The organism is Methanoculleus sp. UBA291 (assembly GCF_002499755.1).
GTDB classification, from domain to species: domain Archaea; phylum Halobacteriota; class Methanomicrobia; order Methanomicrobiales; family Methanoculleaceae; genus Methanoculleus; species Methanoculleus palmolei.
In genome coordinates this window covers 49,940-72,864 of sequence record NZ_DANC01000052.1, presented here as the reverse complement: position 1 = coordinate 72,864, position 22,925 = coordinate 49,940, and the positions used below count along the sequence as shown (strand labels likewise).

General features: G+C 62.1%; 26 protein-coding genes. 13 read left to right on the top strand and 13 right to left on the bottom strand.

Features of this window, described 5'->3' with window-relative positions; genetic code table 11:
• The first annotated feature begins 181 nt into the window (after window positions 1-181).
• Window positions 182-496, top strand: coding sequence for a DUF2769 domain-containing protein (locus BP737_RS12460; RefSeq protein WP_292409711.1), 315 nt, complete (start codon window positions 182-184; stop codon window positions 494-496).
• A 337-nt stretch (window positions 497-833) separates the two neighbouring features.
• On the opposite strand, the gene BP737_RS12455 is transcribed toward BP737_RS12460, so the two are convergent.
• Window positions 834-980, bottom strand: coding sequence for a hypothetical protein (locus tag BP737_RS12455; protein WP_292409709.1), 147 nt, complete (start codon window positions 978-980; stop codon window positions 834-836).
• Window positions 981-1,186: 206 nt separating this feature from the next.
• Here BP737_RS12455 and BP737_RS12450 point away from each other — a divergent pair, with 206 nt between their 5' ends.
• Entirely contained in the window at window positions 1,187-1,438 is a 252-nt protein-coding gene (locus BP737_RS12450; protein ID WP_292409707.1) for a hypothetical protein, read from the top strand.
• Between the two features lie 282 nt (window positions 1,439-1,720).
• On the opposite strand, the gene BP737_RS12445 is transcribed toward BP737_RS12450, so the two are convergent.
• Window positions 1,721-2,998, bottom strand: coding sequence for a uracil-xanthine permease family protein (locus tag BP737_RS12445; protein WP_292409704.1), 1,278 nt, complete (start codon window positions 2,996-2,998; stop codon window positions 1,721-1,723).
• 450 nt (window positions 2,999-3,448) lie between these two features.
• Between BP737_RS12445 and BP737_RS12440 the strand changes: the two genes are divergently transcribed.
• From BP737_RS12440 to BP737_RS12430, 3 genes are read left to right on the top strand one after another with little or no spacing between them, the layout of a single operon-like run.
• The gene (locus tag BP737_RS12440) at window positions 3,449-4,474 is read left to right on the top strand and encodes an ABC transporter ATP-binding protein (RefSeq protein WP_292409702.1); all 1,026 of its coding nucleotides are present in this window, start codon (window positions 3,449-3,451) and stop codon (window positions 4,472-4,474) included.
• A gap of 9 nt (window positions 4,475-4,483) precedes the next feature.
• A complete protein-coding gene (locus BP737_RS12435) occupies window positions 4,484-5,659 on the top strand; it encodes an RNA-guided endonuclease TnpB family protein (protein WP_292409700.1) in 1,176 nt (391 codons plus the stop codon).
• A 37-nt stretch (window positions 5,660-5,696) separates the two neighbouring features.
• Window positions 5,697-6,398 carry an ABC transporter permease gene (locus BP737_RS12430; protein WP_292409698.1) on the top strand — a complete coding sequence of 234 codons (702 nt, stop codon included), beginning with the start codon at window positions 5,697-5,699 and terminating at the stop codon, window positions 6,396-6,398.
• Window positions 6,399-6,475: 77 nt separating this feature from the next.
• Here BP737_RS12430 and serS read toward each other — a convergent pair whose 3' ends face one another.
• On the bottom strand, window positions 6,476-7,753 hold the full coding sequence (gene serS, locus BP737_RS12425; RefSeq protein ID WP_292409696.1) for a serine--tRNA ligase: 1,278 nt from the start codon (window positions 7,751-7,753) through the stop codon (window positions 6,476-6,478).
• A 140-nt stretch (window positions 7,754-7,893) separates the two neighbouring features.
• Between serS and BP737_RS12420 the strand changes: the two genes are divergently transcribed.
• Window positions 7,894-8,346 (top strand): hypothetical protein, encoded by a 453-nt coding sequence (locus tag BP737_RS12420; protein WP_292409694.1) that lies wholly within the window; start codon window positions 7,894-7,896, stop codon window positions 8,344-8,346.
• Between the two features lie 49 nt (window positions 8,347-8,395).
• On the opposite strand, the gene BP737_RS12415 is transcribed toward BP737_RS12420, so the two are convergent.
• From BP737_RS12415 to BP737_RS12390, 6 genes are all read right to left on the bottom strand, one after another.
• Window positions 8,396-8,926, bottom strand: coding sequence for a hypothetical protein (locus tag BP737_RS12415; RefSeq protein ID WP_292409692.1), 531 nt, complete (start codon window positions 8,924-8,926; stop codon window positions 8,396-8,398).
• Window positions 8,927-8,996: 70 nt separating this feature from the next.
• Window positions 8,997-9,842: a metal ABC transporter permease gene (locus tag BP737_RS12410; protein WP_292409691.1), complete on the bottom strand. Its 846-nt coding sequence runs from the start codon at window positions 9,840-9,842 to the stop codon at window positions 8,997-8,999.
• Window position 9,843: 1 nt separating this feature from the next.
• Complete coding sequence (locus BP737_RS12405) at window positions 9,844-10,611, bottom strand: metal ABC transporter ATP-binding protein (RefSeq protein ID WP_292409689.1); 768 nt, start codon at window positions 10,609-10,611, stop codon at window positions 9,844-9,846.
• The gene (locus BP737_RS12400) at window positions 10,608-11,573 is read right to left on the bottom strand and encodes a metal ABC transporter solute-binding protein, Zn/Mn family (protein ID WP_292409687.1); all 966 of its coding nucleotides are present in this window, start codon (window positions 11,571-11,573) and stop codon (window positions 10,608-10,610) included. Before BP737_RS12400 ends, BP737_RS12405 begins: the two co-directional genes overlap by 4 nt.
• 66 nt (window positions 11,574-11,639) lie before the next feature.
• A complete protein-coding gene (locus BP737_RS12395) occupies window positions 11,640-12,083 on the bottom strand; it encodes a metal-dependent transcriptional regulator (RefSeq protein ID WP_292409685.1) in 444 nt (147 codons plus the stop codon).
• 44 nt (window positions 12,084-12,127) lie between these two features.
• Window positions 12,128-13,366 carry a tRNA (N(6)-L-threonylcarbamoyladenosine(37)-C(2))-methylthiotransferase gene (locus BP737_RS12390; protein ID WP_292409683.1) on the bottom strand — a complete coding sequence of 413 codons (1,239 nt, stop codon included), beginning with the start codon at window positions 13,364-13,366 and terminating at the stop codon, window positions 12,128-12,130.
• 137 nt (window positions 13,367-13,503) lie between these two features.
• On the opposite strand from BP737_RS12390, the gene nadX reads away from it, so the two are divergent.
• From nadX to nadC, 3 genes are read left to right on the top strand one after another with little or no spacing between them, the layout of a single operon-like run.
• Entirely contained in the window at window positions 13,504-14,262 is a 759-nt protein-coding gene (gene nadX, locus BP737_RS12385; RefSeq protein ID WP_292409681.1) for an aspartate dehydrogenase, read from the top strand.
• Window positions 14,263-14,264: 2 nt separating this feature from the next.
• Window positions 14,265-15,158 carry a quinolinate synthase NadA gene (gene nadA / locus BP737_RS12380; protein WP_292409679.1) on the top strand — a complete coding sequence of 298 codons (894 nt, stop codon included), beginning with the start codon at window positions 14,265-14,267 and terminating at the stop codon, window positions 15,156-15,158.
• 4 nt (window positions 15,159-15,162) lie between these two features.
• Entirely contained in the window at window positions 15,163-16,017 is an 855-nt protein-coding gene (gene nadC / locus BP737_RS12375) for a carboxylating nicotinate-nucleotide diphosphorylase (RefSeq protein WP_292409677.1), read from the top strand.
• Here nadC and BP737_RS12370 read toward each other — a convergent pair.
• Entirely contained in the window at window positions 15,956-16,894 is a 939-nt protein-coding gene (locus BP737_RS12370) for an MEDS domain-containing protein (RefSeq protein ID WP_292409675.1), read from the bottom strand. The genes nadC and BP737_RS12370 overlap by 62 nt on opposite strands.
• A 198-nt stretch (window positions 16,895-17,092) precedes the next feature.
• Window positions 17,093-17,518, bottom strand: coding sequence for a hypothetical protein (locus BP737_RS12365; RefSeq protein WP_292409673.1), 426 nt, complete (start codon window positions 17,516-17,518; stop codon window positions 17,093-17,095).
• Window positions 17,519-17,628: 110 nt separating this feature from the next.
• Here BP737_RS12365 and BP737_RS12360 point away from each other — a divergent pair, with 110 nt between their 5' ends.
• Complete coding sequence (locus tag BP737_RS12360; protein WP_292409671.1) at window positions 17,629-18,171, top strand: HEAT repeat domain-containing protein; 543 nt, start codon at window positions 17,629-17,631, stop codon at window positions 18,169-18,171.
• A gap of 302 nt (window positions 18,172-18,473) precedes the next feature.
• Here BP737_RS12360 and BP737_RS12355 read toward each other — a convergent pair whose 3' ends face one another.
• Window positions 18,474-19,013: an archaemetzincin family Zn-dependent metalloprotease gene (locus BP737_RS12355; RefSeq protein ID WP_292409669.1), complete on the bottom strand. Its 540-nt coding sequence runs from the start codon at window positions 19,011-19,013 to the stop codon at window positions 18,474-18,476.
• Between the two features lie 17 nt (window positions 19,014-19,030).
• On the opposite strand from BP737_RS12355, the gene BP737_RS12350 reads away from it, so the two are divergent.
• Window positions 19,031-19,438 (top strand): UPF0146 family protein, encoded by a 408-nt coding sequence (locus BP737_RS12350; RefSeq protein WP_292409667.1) that lies wholly within the window; start codon window positions 19,031-19,033, stop codon window positions 19,436-19,438.
• On the opposite strand, the gene BP737_RS12345 is transcribed toward BP737_RS12350, so the two are convergent.
• On the bottom strand, window positions 19,435-20,802 hold the full coding sequence (locus BP737_RS12345; RefSeq protein WP_292409665.1) for a replication factor C large subunit: 1,368 nt from the start codon (window positions 20,800-20,802) through the stop codon (window positions 19,435-19,437). The two genes, BP737_RS12350 and BP737_RS12345, sit on opposite strands and share 4 nt — an antisense overlap.
• Window positions 20,803-21,048: 246 nt before the next feature.
• On the opposite strand from BP737_RS12345, the gene BP737_RS12340 reads away from it, so the two are divergent.
• A complete protein-coding gene (locus tag BP737_RS12340; protein WP_292409664.1) occupies window positions 21,049-22,059 on the top strand; it encodes a methanogenesis marker 2 protein in 1,011 nt (336 codons plus the stop codon).
• The gene (gene mtxX, locus BP737_RS12335; RefSeq protein WP_292409662.1) at window positions 22,050-22,811 is read left to right on the top strand and encodes a methanogenesis marker protein Mmp4/MtxX; all 762 of its coding nucleotides are present in this window, start codon (window positions 22,050-22,052) and stop codon (window positions 22,809-22,811) included. The genes BP737_RS12340 and mtxX overlap by 10 nt, the downstream gene beginning before the upstream one ends.
• Window positions 22,812-22,925 lie beyond the last annotated feature (114 nt).

Sequence of the window (22,925 nt, the reverse complement as noted above, 5' to 3'; positions counted from 1 at the left end):
CCGGCGTACCCGGCGCTACGCGCCGTCTTGGAGTGAGCGATTACACAGATCAGGGGATATATAGGAGATGGATATGTGCTTGCGGGATATCGTGGAGAGATCCGATGTTCGACAAAAATTATTATTACGGTTGAAGCTCAGTCGGACGACTTGTATGGCACAATCGGATGTGAGGAAAGAAATGCTGCCCGAGGACAGGTACGTTCAGACGCAGAAGGAACTGCTGAGCATGCCTCAGGACGGCATCAAGGAGAAGCTGGAAGAACTCAAAATGATGTGCACGTGCCCGGAGTGCCCCACGAACAACGACTGCGCGAAAAGCACGAAGGAGCTTCTCTTCTGCTCTACCGGGAGCAGTTTCCACTGTATCGCGGAAAGCAAAGGGTGCCTTTGCCCCACCTGCCCGGTGGCCGAGCAGCTGGGACTCGGTCATCAGTCCTTCTGCCTTATGGGAGATGAAAAGGCTCAACGCTTCGATTCGATGCTTCAGGGGTGAGGCTCAATGACGGCCCTGCCGGGGCCGCGGAGCACATGAGAATCGGCAACTATCCGGGAACATGCGTCCCATTACCGGAACGGGACCCGAAGCCTGCGGGTCAGGGGGCCGTCTCCCCGGCGTCGACTCGGTCGGCACTTCCGGGGCAGGGCGGTTGGCCCCCCGCACCGCTTAGACCAGGTCCTTCTGGCTCCCGCAAGAATGACCGCTCCTGACAATGTTGACGATACGGTGGTGCAGGTGCATGACCCGAAGGGGCAGCGTTTGGCTATACAGAAAACTATGGGCGTCTACCTGACCGGCACGCTGTAAACGCCTGATTTGAAGACATCCTCGATCAGACCTTTTCCCTTTCCTTGAGCATGAAGCCGTGTCCGCACTTCAGGCAACAATACTGTTCGTAGGCTTCGTCGCCCTCCGGCAGCAAAGTACGCCCGATCTTGATGCCGTCCGCGCCGCACCTGGGACAGCCAGCAACGTTCATACTGTCGAAGCCTTCGTATGCGTCTCGATTTGAGCGCCCGTCATCGCACGCCGTTCCCCCAGGCCATTTCCGGAGGTGGAGGGGTAGATGAGCGGTCGCAACATCTCGCTTGCTATTTTCCATGAACTGAGATGAGCGTAGCTGAGCATTAAAGTATGCCATGTACTGATATATGGCATACATAAGTTAAACAGACTTCCGAGACGATGTCTTTTGAATCAATGGCTGAACGATCTGGCGCTTCTCCGATATCCGGACGAATTCCAAATGTATTATACCGGTGGCTGGAGGAAAAAGTTGAGAGTGGAGAGTATCCGAACCTGAATCAGGCATTAATAGGTCAATTGATGAGGGCAAAAACCCTTGAAGAAGAACACGAAAATCGAAAAGAACTGATCAAATTAAAATCCGATATTATAAGAGAAGTTATTGAGGACCTTTCGAATTCTCTTCCTTAAGTGTGCTTCAGATTAGCCAGGCATGGATGATAGGACAGCGTGAACCGCTGACCTGATGGTTTCTCTGCACTGGCGGTCGGTGCGTTCATGTTCGTGGTACTCGTGATGGCCACGAGTTCCGGACGACGTCTCCCCCGACATATCATTGCTGCGGGTGATCGCGCCTGGTTGCGGTCTACAGGGGCTGTACCCCGGGGTGGGATATCAAAACGCAGAGGAAAGCAAGGCGAGGTCCGTGAAAGGAACTGCAAAAAAGTGGTTCCGTGAGCGCACCCGTCGAGTCTACGTCTGCGTCCGGCGGTAGACGACATGTTCGAGGAGTAAGACCGTGATGACGCCCACCACGAAGCCGTTCGCGACCAGGGGGCGGATCGTTGCCGGAAACCCTGCGGCGATTGCTGCAGGCAGGAACGCCACCACGGTCCCGAGAAGAAGGGGAATGCCAACGATCAGCCCTTCGTCGAATGTCCCGAATGCCCGGTTCTCCTGCCCGAGCATCAGACCTGCCGCGATCTGGGCGGCCATGACGTAGGCGAGGACGACGCCGATGACCGGGCCCGGGATGCTTCCCAGGTAGCCGATAGCAAGCGGCGATGCGGCGAGGAGCCCGAGCGCAACCGCGGCCGGGACCAGGGCGAACCGGGACGCGCACCCGGTTGCGGCGATGACGCCGGGGGAGAGGGAGAAGTTCACCGGGCCGATCACTCCCGTGAGGCCCGCAAGGGCGTTGCCGAGACCGGTGACGGCCACCCCGCGGTTCACCCGCTCACCCATCGCGTCGGCCGAAAGAAGGCCGCCCACCGACTGGATGGACCCGAGGTCGTTTACGGCAAGCGCAAGAAAGCAGACCAGGAATGCTGCAAGGACCCCGGCGTCGGGCACGGCGAGCGGCGCGAGCAGACCTCCTGGGAGTGCGAGCAGGGCAGTATCTGCAGGGGGCAGCGGGACCGCACCGAAGAGGGCGACGTAGGCCAGGGTCCCGAGGATGATCGCCCAGAGCGCAAGGGTCGACTTCCATATCCCCTTGAGGAACCCGTTTGCAAGAAAGAGAATGAGAGCGAATGCAAGGGCGAAGAGGAAGGTATGCGTCGAGGGAACCGTGCCGCCGCCGTCTGTGATCAGGTTGAGGATGGTGGGGGCGAGGGTGAACGCGATGAGTATGAGGACGACCGTGATCACCCGGGGCGTAAAGAGGGCCTTCAGATACCGGAAGAGTCCGGTCGCCGCGAGCCCTGCAAGGAGAAGCCCGCCGATCACCAGCGACGCGTTGATTGCCGCAAAACCGCCGTCGAGACTTGCGAGGATGCCGATCAGGAGCACCGTCGCCGGGCCGATCACCAGGGGAAGTTTGTGTCCGATGTAGATCTGAGCCAGCATCACCAGGGCGATGAGGAGGAAGAGTTTCTGAAGGTAGGGGATGACCGACCCGTCGGGCTGGAGGTCGGCCACCACCTTGCCGATGATGAGGATGGCGGGGACGCTCACCGCCAGCCACTGCAGGCCGAAGATGAGGAGCGATGCCGGTCCCGGCCGGTCGTCGATACCGTAAGTGAATTCCATCGTAATAACTCCTGGCGGAACCGCCGGTCCCGGAGCGGGCCCTGGCGGGGCGTTCCGGCCCACCTTATGTCCATGTTGTCCCCCGGCTCCATAATGGTTCCCTTTTGGGCGCGAGGGGGTCCATTCGTGGCGGCTGGCCGGTTTCCCTTCGTACCGGGAACCATCAGGCGGAGTGTCGGGCCATGGGAGAGGCGGTCCTCTGTCGGCTCCGCAACCAGAGAACGGTAACTTTGAATCCGTCGCTCCGCGCGACCGGGCGATCGTGGTGCTCCCGGTTCTGATTGCTCCCGCCCGCACGTGACACAAGAACCGCCTCTTTTACATCCGTGAAAAGAGATCTATCCATATGATTCGCACCGGTCATGCGACTGAAAACTCCTGCATAACCCTCCTTTCCTCTCCCGCCCCCGTTCAACCCTGCACCGTGCGATGCCGGGGGAGGAGGCGGGCGTGAACGCCGTCGAGGTCCGGCACCTCTCGCGGTCCTTCGACGGCCGCGAGATCCTCCGCGACGTCTCGTTCACCGTCGGGCACGGCGAGATCTTCGGCTACCTCGGCCCGAACGGCGCCGGGAAGACCACGACCGTCCGTGTCCTCCTCGGTCTCCTTGCTCCCGGAGCGGGGGAGGTCCGGGTCCTCGGGCGGGACCTCGCCGTCGACGACGATGCGCGCGCGAGGGTCGGCGTTCTCTTTGAGAACAACGGCCTTGCCGACCGGATGAGCGCTGCCGACAACCTTGCCTACTACGCCGGGCTCTACGGCGTCGACGACCCTGCCGGGAGGATCGATGAACTCCTCACCCTCGTCGACCTTGCCGACCGGCGGGACGACCTGGTCGGGACGTTCTCGACCGGCATGAAGAGAAAACTCGGGATCGCCCGGGCCATCCTCCATCGGCCGGAGGTCGTATTCCTCGACGAGCCTTCCTCCGGCCTCGATCCCGGCGCGCAACGGATGGTCCGCGACCTCATCGTCGAACTCTCCCGGCGGGAGGAGATGACGGTCTTTCTAAACTCCCACCACCTCGACGAGGTCCAGCGCATCTGCTCCACGGTCGCGATCCTCGCCGGGGGCAGTATCCGGGCCTTCGATTCGGTGGCAAACCTTACCACGGCCTCCGGCCGCCCGGCCGTGACGGTCGTCCTTGCCGACCCGGGCGACCGTCCACGTGCGTGCGAAACGGTCGGGAGACTGCCGTTCGTCGCCGGGTGCGACATGAGCGGCGACGCCCTCCTCTGTACCCTCTCCGACCCGGGTGCGACCCCGGACCTCATCGCGGCCCTCGTCGGCGCCAACTTCCGGATCGAGGAGGTCCGCCGGTCGTCCCGGTCGCTTGAGGAGATCTACCTTTGTGAGGTTGAAGGGGCAGAGCGGGAGGGCTCCCTCCGCAAGGGGGAAGGTGAAAGCGGCGCCCCAGCGTCTGGTTCACTTTCACCCCGCGCGGCGCGGCTTAATCGTCTCAGGGGTCCACTATGACTCTATTGTATGCTGCGGGGGTACCGGTACCGGCTGTATCCGACAAAGGATCAGATGATCCTGATCGCCAAGCACCTCGGGTGCTGCCGGTATGTGTACAACTGGGCGCTCAACCTCAAGAACCAGATTTATCACAACGAAGGTATCAGCCTGTCCGGGTACGCCCTCATGAACCAGCTTCCGATGCTCAAGGAAGAGTTGCCGTGGCTGAAGGAGGTCAACGCCCAGTCACTGCAACAGTCGATGCACCACCTTTCGCGTGCATTCACGAACTTTTTCGAGGGTCGTGCAGAAGAGCCGACCTTCAAGAAGAAGCACGACCCGGAACAGTCTTTCATGGTTCCACAGTCGTATACCGTGGACTTCAAGCAAGGAACGGTAAAACTCCCGAAGATCGGTGCGATCAAAACCGTGTTCCACCGCACCTTCGTGGGAACGATGAAGTCTGCGACGGTCATCCGCAGATCGACCGGTCGGTACTTCATCAGCATCGTGGTCGAGGACGGCAGGAAATCCCCGAAACCCGCCGATCCGATCCCGGACCAGACGATCGGGATCGATATGGGGCTCTCGCACTATGCTGTCCTCTCGACCGGCGATGCGGTGGCAAACCCGAAGTATCTCAGGAACGCTCAAACGCGGTTAGCCGTGCTCCAGCGCAGGCTCGACCGCAAGAAAAAGGGTTCCAGGAACCGGAACAAAGCCCGGTTCAAGGTCGCCCGGTGTCACCAGAAGATTGCCGATCAGCGGCGGGACTTCCAGCACCAGCTCTCTTCTCGACTGGTTCGCGAAAATCAAGCACTGGCTGTGGAGTCCCTGAACGTGAACGGCATGGTGAAGAACCCCTCTCTGGCCCGGGCGATCGGCGATGCCGGATGGGGCATGTTCCTCTCGATGCTGGCGTACAAGTGTCAGGAAGCAGGGAAAACCCTGCTGAAGATCGGGGTCTTCGAGCCGTCTTCAAAGACCTGTTCGGTCTGCGGGTACCGGAAGGTCGATCTGACGCTGAAGGATCGGGCGTGGACGTGCCCGGACTGCGGCACCTGTCACGACCGGGATCTGAATGCCGCGATCAATATCCGAAACTTTGCACTTGCAGGCGTGGAACGCGCCGAAGAGCCTGTGGACTCGCTCCCGCTGGGGAGGGGGATGAAGCAGGAAGCCCCCTGCGTACGCTTGGGGTAGTTCACCTCGAACACGTCGGCCGGGCGGAGGGCGGAGCATGAGCACGCTCGGCGTCATCGCCCGCCGCGAAATAAGACTCGCCATCCGGAACCGGAGCCTCCTCATCTCCGGGCTGATCTTCGCCGTCTGGCTCCCGGTCATGTCCGCCCTCGGGATCGCCGCGGGTGCCGGTGAAGAGGTTACGATCCTTGCCGGCAGCATCGCCGCCGTCACCCTCCCGGTCGGGATCTTCATGGGCTACATCTTCTGTGCCGACGCGTTCCTCCGGGAGAAGCGGGACGGCACCATCGAGACGCTCCTCTGCGCCCCGGTCTCGCTCCGCCGCCTCTGGGAGGGGAAAGCAGCCGGAGTTGCGGTGCCTGCGTACCTGATGACCCTCTTCTCTGCGATAGTGACCGTCGCGGCGGTCACCGGTCTCACCGACGCTCCCATCGCCGCCGAACCCCTGCTTCTCCTTCACCTCGCGGTCGTCGTCCCGATCTGGATCGCCGCCGCGGCAGGGCTCATCGGCGCGGCCCAGCTCGCACTCGGGATGCGGGAGAACCAGATCCTCGGGTTCGTCTTCATCTTCGGGTTCATCTTCCTGATCGTCGGGCTCCAGGGGATTGCGCCGGGCGGACCGGGCCTTTCGGCGACGACGGAGGGGGTCCTTGCGATTGCAGGGATAGCGCTTCTTGCCCTTGCCCGGTTCATCGCCGGAAAGGTAACGAAGGAGCGGATTGTCCGGACGATCCCGTAAACGGGGAAAAGTCCCTCCCAAATCCCCGTTCCGACAAAAAAAAGTAATGCCGGTTCTTCTTATAAACCCGGGGCTGCCTACAGCGTCTCCTCGCCGTAGAGGTACGGCCTGAGCGCCTCCGGGATCGTGACCGAACCGTCCTCATTCTGGTAGTTCTCGAGGATCGCCCGGATCGCGCGGGATGTCGCGATCGCGGTGCTGTTCAGAGTGTGTACGTAGCGCTTCGAGGTGAAGTCGACGGGATCGCGCACCTTAATGTTCAGCCTGACCGCCTGGTAGGCCGTGCAGTTCGAGCAGGAGACCACCTCGCGGTAGCGCTCCTCGCGCGGCATCCAGACCTCGATATCGTACTTCTTTGCGGCGACGGTCCCGATATCCCCGGTGCAGATCAGGACGACCCGGTAAGGGAGGCCGAGCCGCTGGAAAACTTCTTCGGCATTCGCCAGCAACTCCTCGTGGAGGGCCCCGGACTGCTCCGGGACGCAGTAGATGAACTGCTCCACCTTGTGGAACTGGTGGACGCGGAAGAGCCCTTTCGTATCGATCCCGTGCGCCCCGATCTCGCGCCGGAAGCACGGGCTTAGCCCGGCGAGCCGGATCGGCAGGTCCTTCGTCTCGAAGATCTCGTCGCTGTACATCGCGGCCATCGGGTGTTCGCTCGTCGCGATGAGATACTCGTCCTCCCCGTCGATCTTGTACATAACGTTCTCAAAGTCCGCAAGGTCGGTCACGCCCTCGTATGCAGCCCGGTTCAGCATATAGGGGGGGATGATCGGAGTATACCCGCGCTTGACGAGGAGGTCCATCGCAAATCGCTGAAGCGCCATATCGAGCAGGGCGAGCCTGCCCTTCAGGAAATAAAATCCAGCTCCGGCGATCTTCGTCGCGCGTTCAAAGTCCGCCCAGTCGTGCTCAACGGCGAGCGAGCCATGGTTCTTCATGTCGAACGCGGGAACCTTCGGTTCGCCCCAGCGCCGGATCTCGACGTTCTCCGTATCGTCCTTGCCGATGGGCACGCTCTCGTCCAGGATGTTCGGCAGCCGCATCAGGCGGTATCTCACCGATGCCGTGAGCGTATCGCGCTCCGCCTCCGCCTCCTTAACCCGTTCCGGAAGGCCCGCCGCCTCGGCGAGGAGACCCGCGATATCTTCTCCCGCCTTCCTTGCCTGGCTGATCTCGCGGGATATGACGTTTCTTCGGTTGCGCAGGTCTCCGATCTCCACGGTGAGTTCCCGTGCCCTCCGGTCCATCTCCAGCACCTCATCGACCCAGGTCAGTTTTTGGATGTCTCCTCTCTTCGTGAGGTCTGCCCTGACGGTCTCGGGGTGTGCACGAACGAACTTCAACTCAAGCATATTGTCTCAGTACATACTTTGCCACGACGGTATATGGATATGGTCATGTCGGCCTCCGCCTCGTCGGACGCATACAAGGCCGGTTCACCCCCCGGCAAAACACCTACTCTTATAATTTCCCGCGACCCAACTCTCTTCGCATGGAAAAAAACCAGAGGATCATCCTGGTGGCAGGCGGCCTTGTCACGTTCGGGCTCTTCTTCATCGAACCCTTCTTCGCCCTCATCGCGCTGGTCTGTGTGCTCGCCCTCCTGATGAGTTTCCATATCATGGGAGATATGGCGGCCTATCCGCTCATCACGGCGGAACTCTCCGAAAACGCCCGGGAGATCGTCGTCACCAACGCGGGCACCGAACGTGCGCGGAATATCCATGTCGCCCTCGTCCCGCTCAACGTCGAATTCGACGTCGCATCGCTCGACCCGGATGAGAAATCCGGATTCAGCCTTACGTCAATGGTCTCCGAGGCGAAAGCGGTCGTCACGTACGAGAACTCCGCCGGTCGGGAGTTCTCGCGCTCGTACCCGCTCTCGGCGCTTGGGGCCGGGTACGACCCCACCGAGCCGATGTTCCCGATCTTCGGGAATAAGTGACGGGAACTGGTGCGCCCGGTAGAAGTTTTTACCCCACGGTACCGGCCGCCTAATCTTTTGAAGCGAGATATTCGAGCGTTTTTGCGAGTGCGGCTGTCAGTTCCTCCTCCTTCTTTGCATACTCGTACAGCGCCCGGTAGAGCATGAAGGCGAGGTCGTAGCCGTAAATGTCGAACGCCTCCTCCGGGGTGAGAGGAGCGAGGTAAGAGTCGACCCGGATCTCGGTGTTGGTGTACATGACCTCGTAGAAGACCCCGTCCTCGCCGAGGACGCAGACCTGGGTATCGACGGGCATATTCGGGTCGTCGGGGCGATACGGAAGCGGGTCGGTCTTTCCGAGGACGATCATCTTCTTCTCGTAGTATTCCTGGTCGTAGAGGTCCCCGGACGCCTCTCTCTTTGCGCGCCGGAGCATCTCAAGGCCGATCCCGCCGACGACCGGCACCGTATCGGCGGCCATTCGTGCGAGAAGCGCTCCGGCATTCTCCTTTATCGCCGTAGTCGCCTCTTCCTTCTTCGCCTGCAGGTCCCCGAGGGTGTCGAGGAGCCGGGTGTATCCCTCTTCGATGATCGGATCCATTTTGCTCACCTAACTCTTACGCGCGCCGGCATAAGGACACCGGTTTGTCCCCCGAACCCCTTCTTAAGGACTAAGCCGCCTTTTTCGTCTTCTCTCTCGGCGCTGTCGTCAGGGTCTGTCGGAGGCGCTCTATGCCGAGGGCGCCTCCGTACGCGGCCGTGCTCACGAGAATGATCGTCGCTCCCGACGGGACGTTGAAGAGGTAGGAGAGCCATATCCCCGTCACGGAAAAGACGATGCCGAGGCCGACGGCGCCAAGCATCATGCTCCAGATGCGGGTGGTGTAAAGGCGGCTGATCGCCGCCGGGAGCGTGAGGAGCGCGATCACGAGGATGATCCCCACCACCCGGATCAGCATCACCACCGTGAGCGCAATCAGCACGAGGAGGAGAAGCGAGAGCCGCTCGACCGGGAGGTTCATGACCGTCGCGTAATCCGGGTCGAACGTGATCGCCTGCAGTTCCCGGTAGAGGTATGCCACGACGGCGACGATGATGACGATGAGGGCCGCCATCAGCAGGATATCGCCTCGCGGCACGAGGAGGATGTTCCCGAAGAGGTAGGAGAAGAGGTCGGGGGCGAACCCCGGCGTCAGGTAGACAAAGAGAATTCCGAGCGCCATCCCGGCCGCCCAGACCGCGCCGATGAGCGTATCCATCTGCTGCTTTACCCGGAGCTGGAGCGCGCCCATCCCGAGCGCCACGGCAACGGTGAACCCGGTGGCGCCGAGAAGCGGGTCTATCCCGAGAAAGTAGCCGAGACCTATCCCGCCGAAAGCCGCGTGGGAGATGCCGCCGCTGACCGAAACCATCCGCCGCACCACGACGTAGGTGCCGATGATCCCGCAGGCGACGCTCGCGAGCGCCCCGGCGACGAGCGCGTTCCTGAAGAACTCGAAGTCGAGAACCTCGAACATACTACTCCTCCTCTGAGTGTTCCGAGAAGACCCGGTGCGGGACGCCGTGGGCGATCAGGTCCACCGGGCAGCGGTATGTGGCCTCGAGCATATCCGCCGTGATCTCCTTTGTATCGTGTGTATAGAGGCGCCGGTTCAGGCAGGCGACTCTGGTCACGTGCTCCGGGATCACCCCGATGTCGTGGGTCACGAGGACGATCGCCATCCTGGCGCGGAGCCGGTCCAGAGTCCCGTAAAACTGCGCCTCCGTCGGGGCGTCGACGTAGACCGTCGGCTCGTCGAGGAGGAGCACCTTCGGGTCGCCGACGAGCGCCCGGGCGATGATCGCCCGCTGTTGCTCCCCGCCCGAGAGGTCCCGTATCTGCCGGTCCGCAAGATGGGCGATCTGCATCGTCTTAAGCGCCTCCTCGGCCCGGGCGCGGTCTACGGCATCGTAGCGCCGGGGTCTGCGGGAGATGTGGCCGAGGCGGCCGGAGAGGACCATCTCCCGCACGGTGATGGGATACTCGAAGTCGAACGTCCGGAGCTGAGGGACGTAGCCGAGGTTCTTTCGCATCGCCGCTTCCGTGCTGCCGAGTATCCGGACCTCCCCGCGGCAGGGAGGGAGGAGGCCGAGGATCACCCGGAGGAGCGTCGTCTTCCCGCCGCCGTTCGGCCCGATGATCGCGTAAAAATCGTCCGGATCTATGGTGAGGCTCACTCCTTCGAGCACGGTCTGACCGCCCAGCCTGACCCAGACGTCGTCGACCTCGATCACGGGGTTTTTCATGGACTGCTGTTCCCAACGAACTTCGCGGTCATTCTCCGCATGCTCTCCAGATAGTCTTTCTCAAGCAGGTCTACCGGCACCACGGTGCCGCCGATCTCGTTTGCAATCACCTCAGCGCTCCGCGATGAGTGACTCGGCACCACGAATATCGTCTTGATATGCTCCTCCCTCGCCTGAGTGACAAGTTCCGCTATCCTCTGCGGCGAGGGCTCCTTCCCCTCGCTCTCGATCGCGATCTCGGTAAGGCCGTAGTCCCGGGCGAAGTAGGCCCACGCCGAGTGATAGACCATAATCTTCGTCACCCCTGATCCGGCAAGCGTATCGGCGATCTCCGCGTCAAGGGCGTCGAGTTCTGCAAGGTAAGCGTCGGCGTTCCGGCGGTAGTCGTCGGCGTGCTCCGGGTCGACCTCCGTGAGCCCCTCACGGATGTTCTCGACCATAATCTTTGCGTTCCGTGGAGAGACCCATACGTGGGGGTCGGCCCCGCCGTGATGGTGGTGCTCCTCCTCTACCTCACCATGTTCCTCTTCTTCGTGTTCCTCTTCCTCATGGTGGTGCTCCTCTGTAGTTGCGATCATATCGATGCCGCGCGAGCAGTTGACGACCAGCATATCGGGATTCTGGGCGGCGATCTTATCCTTCCAGGCGAGCTCGAACTCTACCCCCGATCCCACCGCGGCATACATATCCGCCTTTGCGACATCGGCAAGGACTCCCGGCGGCGGTTCGTAGGTGTGTGGGTCGGCCCCCGGCGGCACCAGCAGGACCACCCGGACGTGGTCGCCTCCCACCCGCTCCACGAACTCCTGTTCGGGGAGTATGGTGACCGCGACGACGACCTGCCCATCCTGCTGCCGGTCGGTTTCGGTACACCCTGCCATGGCTGCCGTCATCAGGAGAATTCCGAAAACGGCTGCAACGAGCGAAAAAGAAATGATTTTGCTTTTATCCTGTGGCTTCATGATTATCCACCCAAAATTTGGTGTGAATCTAAATATTCTCCCTTCCCCGGTAAAAATATTTTGCCGTTACGTCTCGTGATCGCCAGAGGGGCAGCAGCAGCAACAGTCATGCTCGATCTCCCCGCAGACACTCATCATCGGGTGTCCGAGCGACGCACATATCCTGTCGGTCAGACTCTTTGAGACGCACGGCTCGATCTTTTTCGCCTCCTTGCAGGCCTCGTCTGGCTCAAGGCCGTAGTGGCTGAGCACCAGGGCGACGATCCGATGACGCCGAACCAGGAACCTGGCGTAGGCAGTGCCGGTCGGGGTGAGTCGCACCCCGTGGTAGGGTGTATGTTCTATGTATCCTGCTTTTGCAATCTCTGCGAGGGTCTTTGTCGCCGTCGAAGGCGCGACCGAGAAGTTGGCGGCAATCTCGGTTGTCTTCACGACATCGCCCTGCATGTGGATGTACTTGAGGTATTCAGCCTTCCGCGAGGAGAGCTCGTACCCGGTGATCCCCTGCATGGCAGAATGGTATGCCTCTCCCGGAAGAAAAATTTTCTGTAGGGCTAAATTTTCTCTCCGTCATCGGGCGGGACCACCTCGCCGATGACATAGTGCCGCCGGTTTTCCCGGACCACCGCCCTCCCGGAGAACCCGAACGGCAGATCCTCCTCGACGACGACGTTGAGGTAGCAGGGGTTGCGGCAGACGGTCGACCCGGGTGCGTTCTTCTCGGTCGCAACGACCGGCGTCTCCCTCCCGATCCAGCGCTCGTTGTAGCGGTCGTAGATCCGGTTCGCCTCGCGAAGGAGCGCCCGTGAGCGGTCTTTGCGTATCCGCTCGGGGATGTCTTTTAAGGCGGCGGCGGGCGTGCCGGGTCTCCTGGAGTAGCGGGTGATGTTCACCTTCACAAACGCCGCTCTTTTCAGGAGATCGAGGGTCTGTCGGAACTCATCGTCTGTTTCACCGGGAAACCCGGTGATGAAGTCGGAAGAGATCATCATCTCCGGGTAGCGCTCCCTGAACGCGTCGACGATCCGGAGGACATCGGCCGCAGAGTAACCGCGCTGCATCCGTTCGAGAACGGAATCCGACCCCGATTGGACAGGGAGGTGCAGAAACCGAAAGACTTTATCGCTCCCGTAGACATCGAGGAGCGGCTCGAGGACCCGCATCACCGATGCCGGGTGCATCATCCCCGGCCGGACGGCGAACCGTCCGGGGACTTCTCCGATCGCCCGCAGAAGGTCGGGGAGCGACTCGCCCCGGTCGAGCCCCCAGGCGGCCACGTCCTGACCGGTCAACTGGATCTCGTAGGCCCCCGACGCGGCAAGACGGCGGACGGCATCGAGAACGTCTTCAGGCGGCGTGCTCACGAGTTCTCCCCGTGCGTACCGGGTGATGCAGTAACTGCACCGGCCGACGCACCCGCTCGCCACCTGCACCACGCCGACCGCTCCTGCACCCGGGGTACCGCAGTTGCCGCACCGCTCGTGGATCTCGTCCGGGAGGATGACGTGCGGCATACAGACCGAACGGATCTTTTCCATCTGGACAAGCGGCATGCACCCGGTCACGTAGAGGTCGCGGTCGGAGAAGGCCGCCAGACGCCGGAGCATCTTCCGTTCGGTCGCGCCGATCACCGTGCAGGTGTTGATGATCACGGCGTCCGCCTCGTCCGGTCCGGTCGGTGTGCAACCGAGACGCTCCAGCACCGCCTCCAATCGTCGGGTGTCGGCATGGTTGTAGGTGCAGCCGTAACTTTCAATGTAAACTCGTTTTCCTCGCAGGTCTTCCAGGCTCATGGTGATGACTCCCCGCGCGCAAAGTCGGTAACCGGCTCGCTCTTCTGACGGCTGAATTCCCTATCAGCAGGAATTCTCCGGCCGATTTCATGCGAGAGCGCAACGCTTAACCGCTGGTGTTACAACTTCTTTACCTGATGATTAAAATAGGGTTGCTGGGATGCGGCAACGTCGGCCATGTCATCGCCACGCACGCGGAGAACATCCGGGTTGTCGCCGTCTTCGATATCATCCCCGGGCGAGCCGAAGAACTCGCGGCGCTCTGTCACGCCCGGCCATATACGGACTTTGACGCCTTCATGCGGGAAGATTTTTCTATCGTCGTGGAGGCCGCTTCAGTCGGTGCCGTCAGGTCCTACGCGGAGACGGTCCTTCGATCCGGAAGGGATATCATCGTCCTCTCCGCGGGAGCTCTCGCAGACGAGGAATACCGCGAGCGTCTCATCGAGGCTGCCCGGGAAGCGGGAAAGACGATCCGTATCCCGAGCGGTGCCGTCGTCGGGCTCGACAACATCAAGATCGGCCAGGTCTCGCCGCCGAAGACACTCCTCCTGCGGACGACCAAACCTCCCGCATCACTCGGGATGACCGCCGACACCCCGACGGAGATATTTAAGGGGCTGGCGCACGATTGTATCAAGCAATTCCCGAAAAACATCAACGTTGCGGTGGCGCTGGGGCTCGCAGCCGGCAGGGACGCCGACGTGGAGCTCTGGGTCGATCCTGCGGCGGAGAGAAACGTCCATGAGATATTCGTCGAGGGCGACTTCGGAGACATCTACGTGCGGGTCAGGAACGTCCCGAGCCCTGATAACCCGGCGACAAGTTATATGGCGGCCCTCTCCATCCTGACGCTCTTAAAGAACCTTGAGAACCCTCTGGTGGTGGGAACGTAACAATGGAGGAGGAGATTCGTGCGCTTAAAATCAGGAAGAACGCAATCGTCATGGCGCATAACTACCAGCCGATGGCGATCCAGGCGCTTGCAGATGTGGTGGGCGACAGTCTCGAACTTGCGGTGAAGGCGAAGGAGGCCGAGGCGGATCTGATTGTCACCTGCGGGGTCCGGTTTATGGCCGAGACGGCAAAGATCCTCAACCCGGAACGGAAGGTAATCATGCCGGTAAAGGATGCGGGTTGTCCCCTGGCCGACTTTTTGACCCCGGACCTGATCCGGGAGGCGCGGCGGCGCTACCCGGACGCAGCCGTTGTGGTCTACGTCAACAGCACCGCGGAGAGTAAGGCGCTCGCGGATATAACCTGCACCTCCGCGAACGCGGTTCGGGTCGTGCGGTCGCTTCCGAACGACACCATCCTCTTTGGGCCGGACGCAAACCTTGCCGCATACGTCCGGCGGGAGGTCCCCGAGAAGACGATCATCCCGGTGCCGCCCGGCGGTCACTGCTACGTCCATACCGGGTTCACCCTCACCGATCTCGAAACGGCGCGAAAGATGGGCGGCCTGGTCGTCTGCCACCCCGAATGCCCGCCGGAGGTCCAGGAGCGGGCCGACCAGATCGTCTCCACGGGGGGCATGGTGCGAAACGCAGCCGGCGCAGACGAGCCCTGGTCGGTCTTCACCGAGCGGGAGATGGCCGCCCGCCTCCGGGCGCTCTATCCCGGACGGGTCTTTTACGAGAAACCGGAGGCCGTCTGTGCGGATATGAAGAAGACATCCCCCGCCGATCTCCTCCTCGCGCTCGAGCGCGAGGAGGAGGAGGTCGTCCTCCCCCCCGGGGTCATGGGCCGGGCACGGCGGGCTATCGAGCGGATGATCGCCGTCGGGGCGTGAGTGCATGATCCCGGTTGAGGAACTGCTCCGGTTCGTCCGGGAGGATGCACCGTGGGGCGACGTCACCTCGGAAGCGGTCGTCCCCGATGTCGTCTGCCGTGCGGTGATCCGGGCGAAAAACTCCGGCATCGTCGCGGGCCTCGCGGAGGCGCTGGTGCTTTTCGAGCACTACGGCGTCACGGTTCGTGTGCGTATCCCCGACGGCCGTGCGGTCGCTCCGGGCGCGACCCTGCTCGAACTCGACGGCTCCGCACGGGCGATCCTCCTTGTGGAGCGGACGGCGCTCAACATCATCGGGCGCATGAGCGGGATTGCAACCCGAACCCGGGAGGCGGTCGATGCGGTCCGCACGGTCTCGCCGTGCGTGCGGGTTGCCGCGACACGGAAGACGGCCCCGGGACTGCGGATGCTGGACAAGAAAGCAGTGGTCCTCGGCGGGGGCGACCCGCACCGCTACTCTCTCTCGGATATGATCCTCATCAAGGACAATCACCTCGCGCTGGTGCCGCTCCCGGAAGCGGTTCGGAGGGCGAAACAGCAGAGCCTCTACCGGACGGTAGAGGTGGAGGCGGAGACGGTGGAAGACGCCGTCACGGCTGCAGAGGCCGGGGCTGATATTGTTCTGCTCGACAACATGACGCCGGATACCGTTCGCGAGACGGTCCGGGCGCTCACCGGACGGGGCCTCCGGGAGCGGGTGACTCTGGAAGTCTCCGGAGGAGTCGCCGTCGATGACCTTGCCGGGTATGCCGCAACCGGGATCGATATCATCAGCATGGGTGCGCTCACCCACACGGTCAGAAACTTCGACGTGAGTCTGGATATCCTGACGGGTGCGGGAACGGTCCGGATCCCGTGACCGGCGCCGTGCGCCCTCCGGTAAAGTCGCGGTTCTGGAGATACTCCCTGACCGCCCGCGATCCCGCCCAACCGGCGTCAAGTTGCCTGACGATGGCATCGATCTTCTGGACCTGCTGCCGGATCACTTCCGAATATTCGTTCTCGCTCAGGTCGGCCGTCGCCATGAGCAGCTGGAGGGGATGGCGGATCCGGTCGGCAAGCGTCGCGAATTGTTCGATGTTCGCTTCAATCTGGCTGATGGCCATTCTTGTCGCTTCGCCGGGGAGTGTCTCCTCCCCCAGGGCGACTTCCCGCCATATCCCGTCCTGCCGGATGGCGGCGGCCCGGTGCGTGGAGGCAACCTCCAGCAGTTCGCGTGCCCCGCAGGCGCTGAGCGGATAGGCGCAGATAGCGGCGATCCGGCTGTTCCCGATAACCTGATTCACTACCGTCTCATACTCCATGAACATATCCCATTCCGCTCCCGTCAGCCAGGATATGTTGCCGGTGAGGAAGAGACCCTCGTAGCCCCTCTTCTGCGCCTCGATTCCTTTCTGGATGCAGTTGTTCAGTGCCGCGGAGCATGAGAAACGGCCGTCCTGGAGATACCAGTCGCGTGCGTCAAGGATCTGGATCTCCCCCCGCTTCAGGCGTCGATCCAGGTCTTTGACGCTCCTTGCGAGCACCTTTTGCGCAGCATCAGCCTGCAGGGGTCTTGCGGTGAGCCATACGCAGCAGGCATCCCGCTCGAACCCTGACTGAAGATAGGGCACCAGGGTATCGATGAGGTCCCGCCGGTGCTGGTAGATGAGGCAGGCGTGCGTGCCCCAGGGCGGGCTGAAGAGGGCTGCCGGTCCGGCCGTAAGGTAATCCGGTTCTGTCAACGCGGGCACCATTCCCATGAAACCCCGGGACCCGTTTCCGGGTCTGTGCAGGTCCGCACATCATCTCCGGGGGATCTGCGATAGGACGTGAAACGTTGGGATACAAGAGGCTTCTGATCTTTTGCGGTACCGGATCTCATCCGGCCGGCATCTACCGGCGCAGGATATCGCTTCCGTCGGATGATTGTCCTGTGAGGAACGAGGTGGAAGTCAGAATACGCCCGGTGCGTCCTCCATCGTGAGCTCGTCGAGGAACGGCATCACCCCTTTGATGTACGGCACGGGTTTCCCCTCCCGTAGTATGAGTTCCCCGTAGGCGACGATCTCCACGATCAGCGGGAGTTCGTCCAGGCGCCGGGAGAAGAGAGGGTCCGACTCGGTAGCGAACCGGAGAAACTCCTCCAGCCTGATGAACGGACGCTCGAGGTCCGGGACGTCGCTGTACTCCTGCAGGTCTTCCCGGAGCGTGGAGGATCTGGCCAGGTCTTCCTCAAAGTAGAGAAAAACCTGGAATTTGTGGCGTTTTCCCATCGTATCGAGTTCCTGGATGTCGATCTTTGCCCCCGGGGCGATGCCGAGATGCTCCAGGTCCGGCGGGAATATCGTGCCTTCCGGTGTACCGGTCGGGCTCTTCATGATTATGGTGAAGGCGGCGAAAGTAGAAAAATGCACCTCCTCAAAGCAGCACCTGCCCCGCGGGGGCAAAACCTTATACTCCGGGGGCTCAAGACGGGGTGAGGTGGCCTATGGCAGGGAGGGGTTCGCCGGTACCGGGAGGAGGGGTTGCAGGCCCCGGAAGGGAGACGAAACTCCACAGGTTCCTTTCGATGCTGGAATCCGGGAATCTGAACGAGCGGTGGCGGGCTGCGGATGCGCTCGGGGAGATGGGCGACCGCCGTGCGGTGCAACCGCTGATCCGGGCGCTGGATGACGAGTTCGTCGAAGTCCGGTGGAAGGCCGCGAGAGCGCTCGGGACCCTTGACGGACGTGAACCTGTCCTTCCGCTGATACGGAGCCTGGAGGACGGGAGTTCCTGGGTCAGGACCGGCGCCGCATGGGCGCTCGGGAACATCGGCGATCCCCGGGCCGTCGAGCCGCTGATTCGGCTGCTCGACGACGCAAAACCCCGGGTCCGGAGGATGGCGGCATGGGCGCTCGGCCGGATCGGGAACCCACGGGCCCGGGAGCCGCTCGTGCGCCTCCTCGGCGATGCCGACCGCGACGTCAGGCTTGCTACCCGGCAGGCGCTCGACGAGATCGGGACCGAACGGGAGATCCCGAGCGTCTGATGTGGTGTCCCCCTCTACTCGACGTTGATGCCCTGCTTCCTCTGTGCGGGATCGGGAAGGTCGCGGCGGGGGAGTTTCCTCAAGTCTCACGGGGTTGAGGTGCTCGACCTGGACCTCGATGTCTGTAAGACGATTGATTGCACGCGTTCATCGAGGCGCATCCCGACCTCTGGTATGAGGGTATCGGGGCGTTGTGAGGGGTGGCTGTCACCGGCTGAAGAGGCGTTTCTTCGCCACGTCGTCGCTTCCGCACCCGGGGTCTTCCGTGCCCCTGCGGTTGTATCTCTCGTTGACGGGTGCAGTCAGTTCTCTTCGCGGGCCCGGAGCGCCTTCCGGCATGCCGGGCAGAGCGTCTTCTTCTTCCGGTCCAGTTCGTCCAGCGTCCGCGGTTGGAACATGACGCATTCGGGGTTGCTGCAGTGCCCGAGCCCGAGGAGGTGCCCGAGTTCGTGCGCCCCCTCTTTCGCGGTCCGGTCGATAAGGTCGGCATCGTCCGGCGTCCGGCCGTAGTATTCGTTTCCGAGGCGAGCGGTCGAGACGACGGCGACGTCGCACGTCGGTCTTGCGAGGCCGAAGACGAAGTCGCATCCGTCGACGTAGAGGTCCCGGGAGGTGACGAGCAGCAGGGGGCCGGAGATTGGATATCGACGGGTAAAGGTGTCCTGCAGGCGGTCCAGGATACTCTGTGCATCGTGCTGGTTGCGGCATCTGTCGTAGCCTTCGATGAGGAACGGATAATCGATGAGTTCAGGTTCCCTTTCGAGGATCCTCGCGATCATCCGGATGACCGGAAGTTCGATACCTTCCGGTGCCTGCCGGTCCCAAAGAATATTGACGCCCATTACCTAATCTCTGGGTAATGTGTCACTATAAACGTATTGAACGAAGCATCGGGGAGTACATCGCCGGTCGTTACCGGCGGGTTGTGGAAGTAGGCATCGGTAACAACCCCGAAGCCGCGCGGATGATCGCGGCCGCCGGCGCTCTTATGCGCTGCACCGATATCAGGCCCGGCATTCGGCACGCCGGGCTCACCGTGGTGGCCGACGATATCTTTGAGCCCGAGATCGGGCTTTATGCGGGTGCGGACCTGATCTATGCCGTGCGTCCCGGTGTGGAGATGGTCCCGCCGCTGATTGCGCTTGCCGGCCGGGTCAACAGCGACCTCCTCATCTACCACCTGGGGTGTGAGATATACGGGGACGGCGGCGAACTTGTGGATTGCGGCCCTGTTCTTCTCCACTGCTATCACCGCCGCCTGCCTTAAAAGAGCGTCGCCTGGCCCGGGGGGAGGTCCTGCTGCACATCCCCGGAATCATCGCCGGGCGGGTCGTTATCCCGGGTCTTTCTGCCCTTTCCGGAAGGTTTCTCTTTGCCCGATATTTTCTTCTCCTTTGCCTTCTCCTCCTTTGCCACGTCTTTGACCACCTTCGTGGCCATGGCCCTGTCGTGTATGAGGAGAGCGAGTTCGTCGGCATCCAGCTGGAACTCGCGGACGTAGGTTGCGGGGTCCTGCTCGACGATGATGCTGATCGCGGTGAAGAAATCTTCACGCAGTGCGTCCTCCGGGATATGCGTCATCCCGCTGAGTTTTCGGGCGAGGCCCCCCCTGACCGCCTTCTGTTTCTTTGACGTTCCCATCTTCTGCCAGCGCGCCGGCGGCAGGATGCGGCCGTGGACGCCGTGCGCGCCGGCGGCGTCGGCGACGCCGATGAGCATGATTGCGCTCGCGTAGCGCCAGAGGGTGTAATACTGCCGCCGGTAGGTTCGGCCGATAAACTCGTCCGCTCTTGATAAGCAGGCGTAGCCCTTCGCCCGGGAGGCGGAATCGGGCATGTGGTCGATGCTCCCTTCGAGCCATTGCTCGACGGCATCGGGGGTATCCTCGACCTGCACCGCCATGCGGAGCAGGTCGGCGTCCCGGAGCCCCTTGTACGCTCCTCCGACGAGCTCGAAGATGGTGGACCGCTCGTCCTTTGCCGAGGTGTGGAGGTCTTCTGCCGTGAGGTGCTCCTTCCCGATCGCCGCGGCGTAGAGCATGTTCACCGCGGCACGCATATCTCCGCCGGCACGGTTCGCGATCTCGTCGAGTGCGACAGGATCGCATGCCATGCGCTCTGCCGCGCAGATCTGGCGGAGGCGGGGGACGATCGAGCGGGCCTGGAGCGCCCGGAACTGCACCGGTTCCGTGGCCGCTTTGAGGTCCCGTGAGAGGGCATAGTAATCGTTTGCGATCAGGATGATCGGTTGTCTGGCCGCCGCGATGATCTCCACAATCGCCTTCGCCCCGCCCCGGTCCGCCTGTCCGTGCAGGTTGTCGGCCTCGTCGAGCAGGATCAGTTTACGGGTCGCGCCGGAGAGGCTGGCCGTGGTGGAACCCGCTCCCGCCACCCGTTCGAGGGCTGATTTGGTCCGCTGGTCGGAGGCGTTCAACTCCACCACCTCCCAGTTCATATCGTTTGCAAGGGCATGGGCGCTTGATGTCTTGCCGATACCGGGTTTCCCGTACAGGACGAGTGGCTTCTTCTGCCGCGACCAGTCCCGCGCCCACTCATACATCTGCCTGACGGCGCCGGAGTTCCCCACAACGTCCTGGAGACGCTGTGGCCTGTACTTTTCCACCCAGTCCATAGCGATCTATTCGTCGCGGCGCATCAAAAATACAACCCCGGTGCGGCAGACATCCGGTGTTCCCGTACAGGGAGAGCAACGCTTGCCCCGGCGGATGTCATCCGGGCTCCTTTTCCCGGGGGGAACCGACCGGATGCGCATCGCCGGGAGCGGCTCTTTGAACAGAGTGCATAATATCGGTGAATCAAATACATTATCTCTGATGAGGCAGAATACCATAAAGAAACGTGGAGTGCTGGTGTTCTTGTGGTGAAGGATTGCTCCACCGATACGGTAGCACAGGCCGTCAGGGAATACGAGGGCGTTACCCGGAAGCGGGTGATCGGGGATATGGTCCGCTTGCTCCGGATGGAGAGCCCCGACGTTGTCGCCTCGTTCGGTGAGGATGCCGCGGTTATCCGGCATAATGCAGAGGATGCATTGCTGCTTGCGGCAGACGGCATCTGGAGCAGGTTGATGGAGGCCGATCCGTTCTGGGCGGGGTACTGCGCTGTGCTCGTGAACGTCCACGATATCGCCGCCATGGGTGGACGGCCCATTGCGATGGTCGATATTCTCTCCGTTACGAACGACCTGATCCGCGATGAGGTGACCCGGGGCATGGTCGCTGCGTCCAGGCAGTTCGGCGTCCCGATTGTGGGCGGGCACCTGCACCCGGAAACGCCGTACAGCGTTGTGGATGTGGCCATTCTCGGGACGGCTAGGATGGATCAACTCATCTTCTCGGATACGGCAGAGGAGGGCGACGTGGTGGTCGCGGCGATAGACCTCGCCGGGCGGGTGCACCCGTCCTGCAGCTTCAACTGGGATTCGGTCACGATGAAGTCGGCAGAGGTGGTGCGGGCTCAGATCCGGGTGATGGAGGACCTCGGGAAGGAGCACCTCGTGACGGCCGGAAAAGACATCAGCAACCCGGGCGTCATCGGGACCCTGGGGATGCTCCTTGAAGTGAGCGAGAAAGGTGCGGTGATCGACCTTGAAGCGATTCCAAGACCGGACCTCTCTGCAATAGGTCTCCCCTTCGAGCACTGGGTGCGCATGTATCCCGGTATGGGATTCATCCTGACCGCAAAGGAGGAGAACGTGAAGGAGGTCTGCCGCCGCTTTAGCGATACCGGCATCGCTGCTGCTCCTATCGGTACGGTTGACGGGAGCCGGATACTGACCGTCAGGTACCTGGGTCGGGAGACGCAGGTCTTTGACCTGGACCATAACGGCATCATGCGGATCTTCACCGAAGGCGGGATATGCCGGTAACGATCGGGCTTGGTGCCGCATCCCCCGGGGAGAGCGTCTTCTCGACCGTCCGGGCGGTCGGCGGGGCGGTCGATCTCGTTCTGTTTTCCTATCCTGGAACTGCCGATTCGTTTGGAGGTGCCGTGGAGGTCGTCGAGGCAAAAGAGCCGGAGACGGCCCTCATCGAGGCTCTTGCCGACGGCCGGATCGATGCCGCCGTCAGGGGCACCCTGCCCGCATCCTCCACGCTCGCGGCCCTCAAACGGGCCGCGGGCGTCGATCACCTCGAGCGGATTGCCCTTCTTGAGACCGCCGACGGACATCTCTTCCTCCTCGCCCCCGTGGGGGTCGATGAGGGCTGGACGGTCATGGAAAAGATCCGGTTCGTTGAGCGCGGCCGGGAGATCGCCCGGCGTTTCGGCCTCTCCGGGGGGGTGGCGGTCCTCTCGGGCGGACGGCTCGGCGATCTCGGGCGGCACCCGGTCGTGGACCGGACGATGGCTGATGCCGAACTCGTTGCCCGTCTGACCGGTGCGGAGCACACCGAGATTCTAATTGAGGAGGCGGCGCGGCGGTATGGGGTGGTCGTCGCTCCCGACGGGGTCTCCGGGAACCTGATCTTCCGCACGCTCACGTTCCTTGGGGCCGGTGTCGGACATGGGGCTCCGGTGGTAAATATCGATAAAATTTTTGTGGATACGTCGCGCGCCTCAGTAAATTATACCAATGCAGTAATGCTCGCAAAATCTCTTGCGGAAACTCCTGTCTCTTAAATTTTCGCTCTTTTAACAAAAATACCCCCGATATGGTGGTATTCCAATCGCCATAATTTACTGCCGGGTATCCGGATGCTCAGCCCGGATGTACCCTCGATGGGGGAGAGGGAC

What these genes read in the sequence shown, in the direction of transcription:
- BP737_RS12460 (WP_292409711.1), top strand. Translation starts at nt 182, where the DNA reads ATGCTGCCCGAGGACAGGTACGTTCAGACGCAGAAGGAACTGCTGAGC.
- BP737_RS12455 (WP_292409709.1), bottom strand. Translation starts at nt 980, where the DNA reads ATGAACGTTGCTGGCTGTCCCAGGTGCGGCGCGGACGGCATCAAGATC.
- BP737_RS12450 (WP_292409707.1), top strand. Translation starts at nt 1,187, where the DNA reads ATGTCTTTTGAATCAATGGCTGAACGATCTGGCGCTTCTCCGATATCC.
- BP737_RS12445 (WP_292409704.1), bottom strand. Translation starts at nt 2,998, where the DNA reads ATGGAATTCACTTACGGTATCGACGACCGGCCGGGACCGGCATCGCTC.
- BP737_RS12435 (WP_292409700.1), top strand. Translation starts at nt 4,484, where the DNA reads ATGCTGCGGGGGTACCGGTACCGGCTGTATCCGACAAAGGATCAGATG.
- BP737_RS12430 (WP_292409698.1), top strand. Translation starts at nt 5,697, where the DNA reads ATGAGCACGCTCGGCGTCATCGCCCGCCGCGAAATAAGACTCGCCATC.
- serS (WP_292409696.1), bottom strand. Translation starts at nt 7,753, where the DNA reads ATGCTTGAGTTGAAGTTCGTTCGTGCACACCCCGAGACCGTCAGGGCA.
- BP737_RS12420 (WP_292409694.1), top strand. Translation starts at nt 7,894, where the DNA reads ATGGAAAAAAACCAGAGGATCATCCTGGTGGCAGGCGGCCTTGTCACG.
- BP737_RS12415 (WP_292409692.1), bottom strand. Translation starts at nt 8,926, where the DNA reads ATGGATCCGATCATCGAAGAGGGATACACCCGGCTCCTCGACACCCTC.
- BP737_RS12410 (WP_292409691.1), bottom strand. Translation starts at nt 9,842, where the DNA reads ATGTTCGAGGTTCTCGACTTCGAGTTCTTCAGGAACGCGCTCGTCGCC.
- BP737_RS12405 (WP_292409689.1), bottom strand. Translation starts at nt 10,611, where the DNA reads ATGAAAAACCCCGTGATCGAGGTCGACGACGTCTGGGTCAGGCTGGGC.
- BP737_RS12400 (WP_292409687.1), bottom strand. Translation starts at nt 11,573, where the DNA reads ATGAAGCCACAGGATAAAAGCAAAATCATTTCTTTTTCGCTCGTTGCA.
- BP737_RS12395 (WP_292409685.1), bottom strand. Translation starts at nt 12,083, where the DNA reads ATGCAGGGGATCACCGGGTACGAGCTCTCCTCGCGGAAGGCTGAATAC.
- BP737_RS12390 (WP_292409683.1), bottom strand. Translation starts at nt 13,366, where the DNA reads ATGAGCCTGGAAGACCTGCGAGGAAAACGAGTTTACATTGAAAGTTAC.
- nadX (WP_292409681.1), top strand. Translation starts at nt 13,504, where the DNA reads ATGATTAAAATAGGGTTGCTGGGATGCGGCAACGTCGGCCATGTCATC.
- nadA (WP_292409679.1), top strand. Translation starts at nt 14,265, where the DNA reads ATGGAGGAGGAGATTCGTGCGCTTAAAATCAGGAAGAACGCAATCGTC.
- nadC (WP_292409677.1), top strand. Translation starts at nt 15,163, where the DNA reads ATGATCCCGGTTGAGGAACTGCTCCGGTTCGTCCGGGAGGATGCACCG.
- BP737_RS12370 (WP_292409675.1), bottom strand. Translation starts at nt 16,894, where the DNA reads ATGGTGCCCGCGTTGACAGAACCGGATTACCTTACGGCCGGACCGGCA.
- BP737_RS12365 (WP_292409673.1), bottom strand. Translation starts at nt 17,518, where the DNA reads ATGAAGAGCCCGACCGGTACACCGGAAGGCACGATATTCCCGCCGGAC.
- BP737_RS12360 (WP_292409671.1), top strand. Translation starts at nt 17,629, where the DNA reads ATGGCAGGGAGGGGTTCGCCGGTACCGGGAGGAGGGGTTGCAGGCCCC.
- BP737_RS12355 (WP_292409669.1), bottom strand. Translation starts at nt 19,013, where the DNA reads ATGGGCGTCAATATTCTTTGGGACCGGCAGGCACCGGAAGGTATCGAA.
- BP737_RS12350 (WP_292409667.1), top strand. Translation starts at nt 19,031, where the DNA reads ATGTGTCACTATAAACGTATTGAACGAAGCATCGGGGAGTACATCGCC.
- BP737_RS12345 (WP_292409665.1), bottom strand. Translation starts at nt 20,802, where the DNA reads ATGGACTGGGTGGAAAAGTACAGGCCACAGCGTCTCCAGGACGTTGTG.
- mtxX (WP_292409662.1), top strand. Translation starts at nt 22,050, where the DNA reads ATGCCGGTAACGATCGGGCTTGGTGCCGCATCCCCCGGGGAGAGCGTC.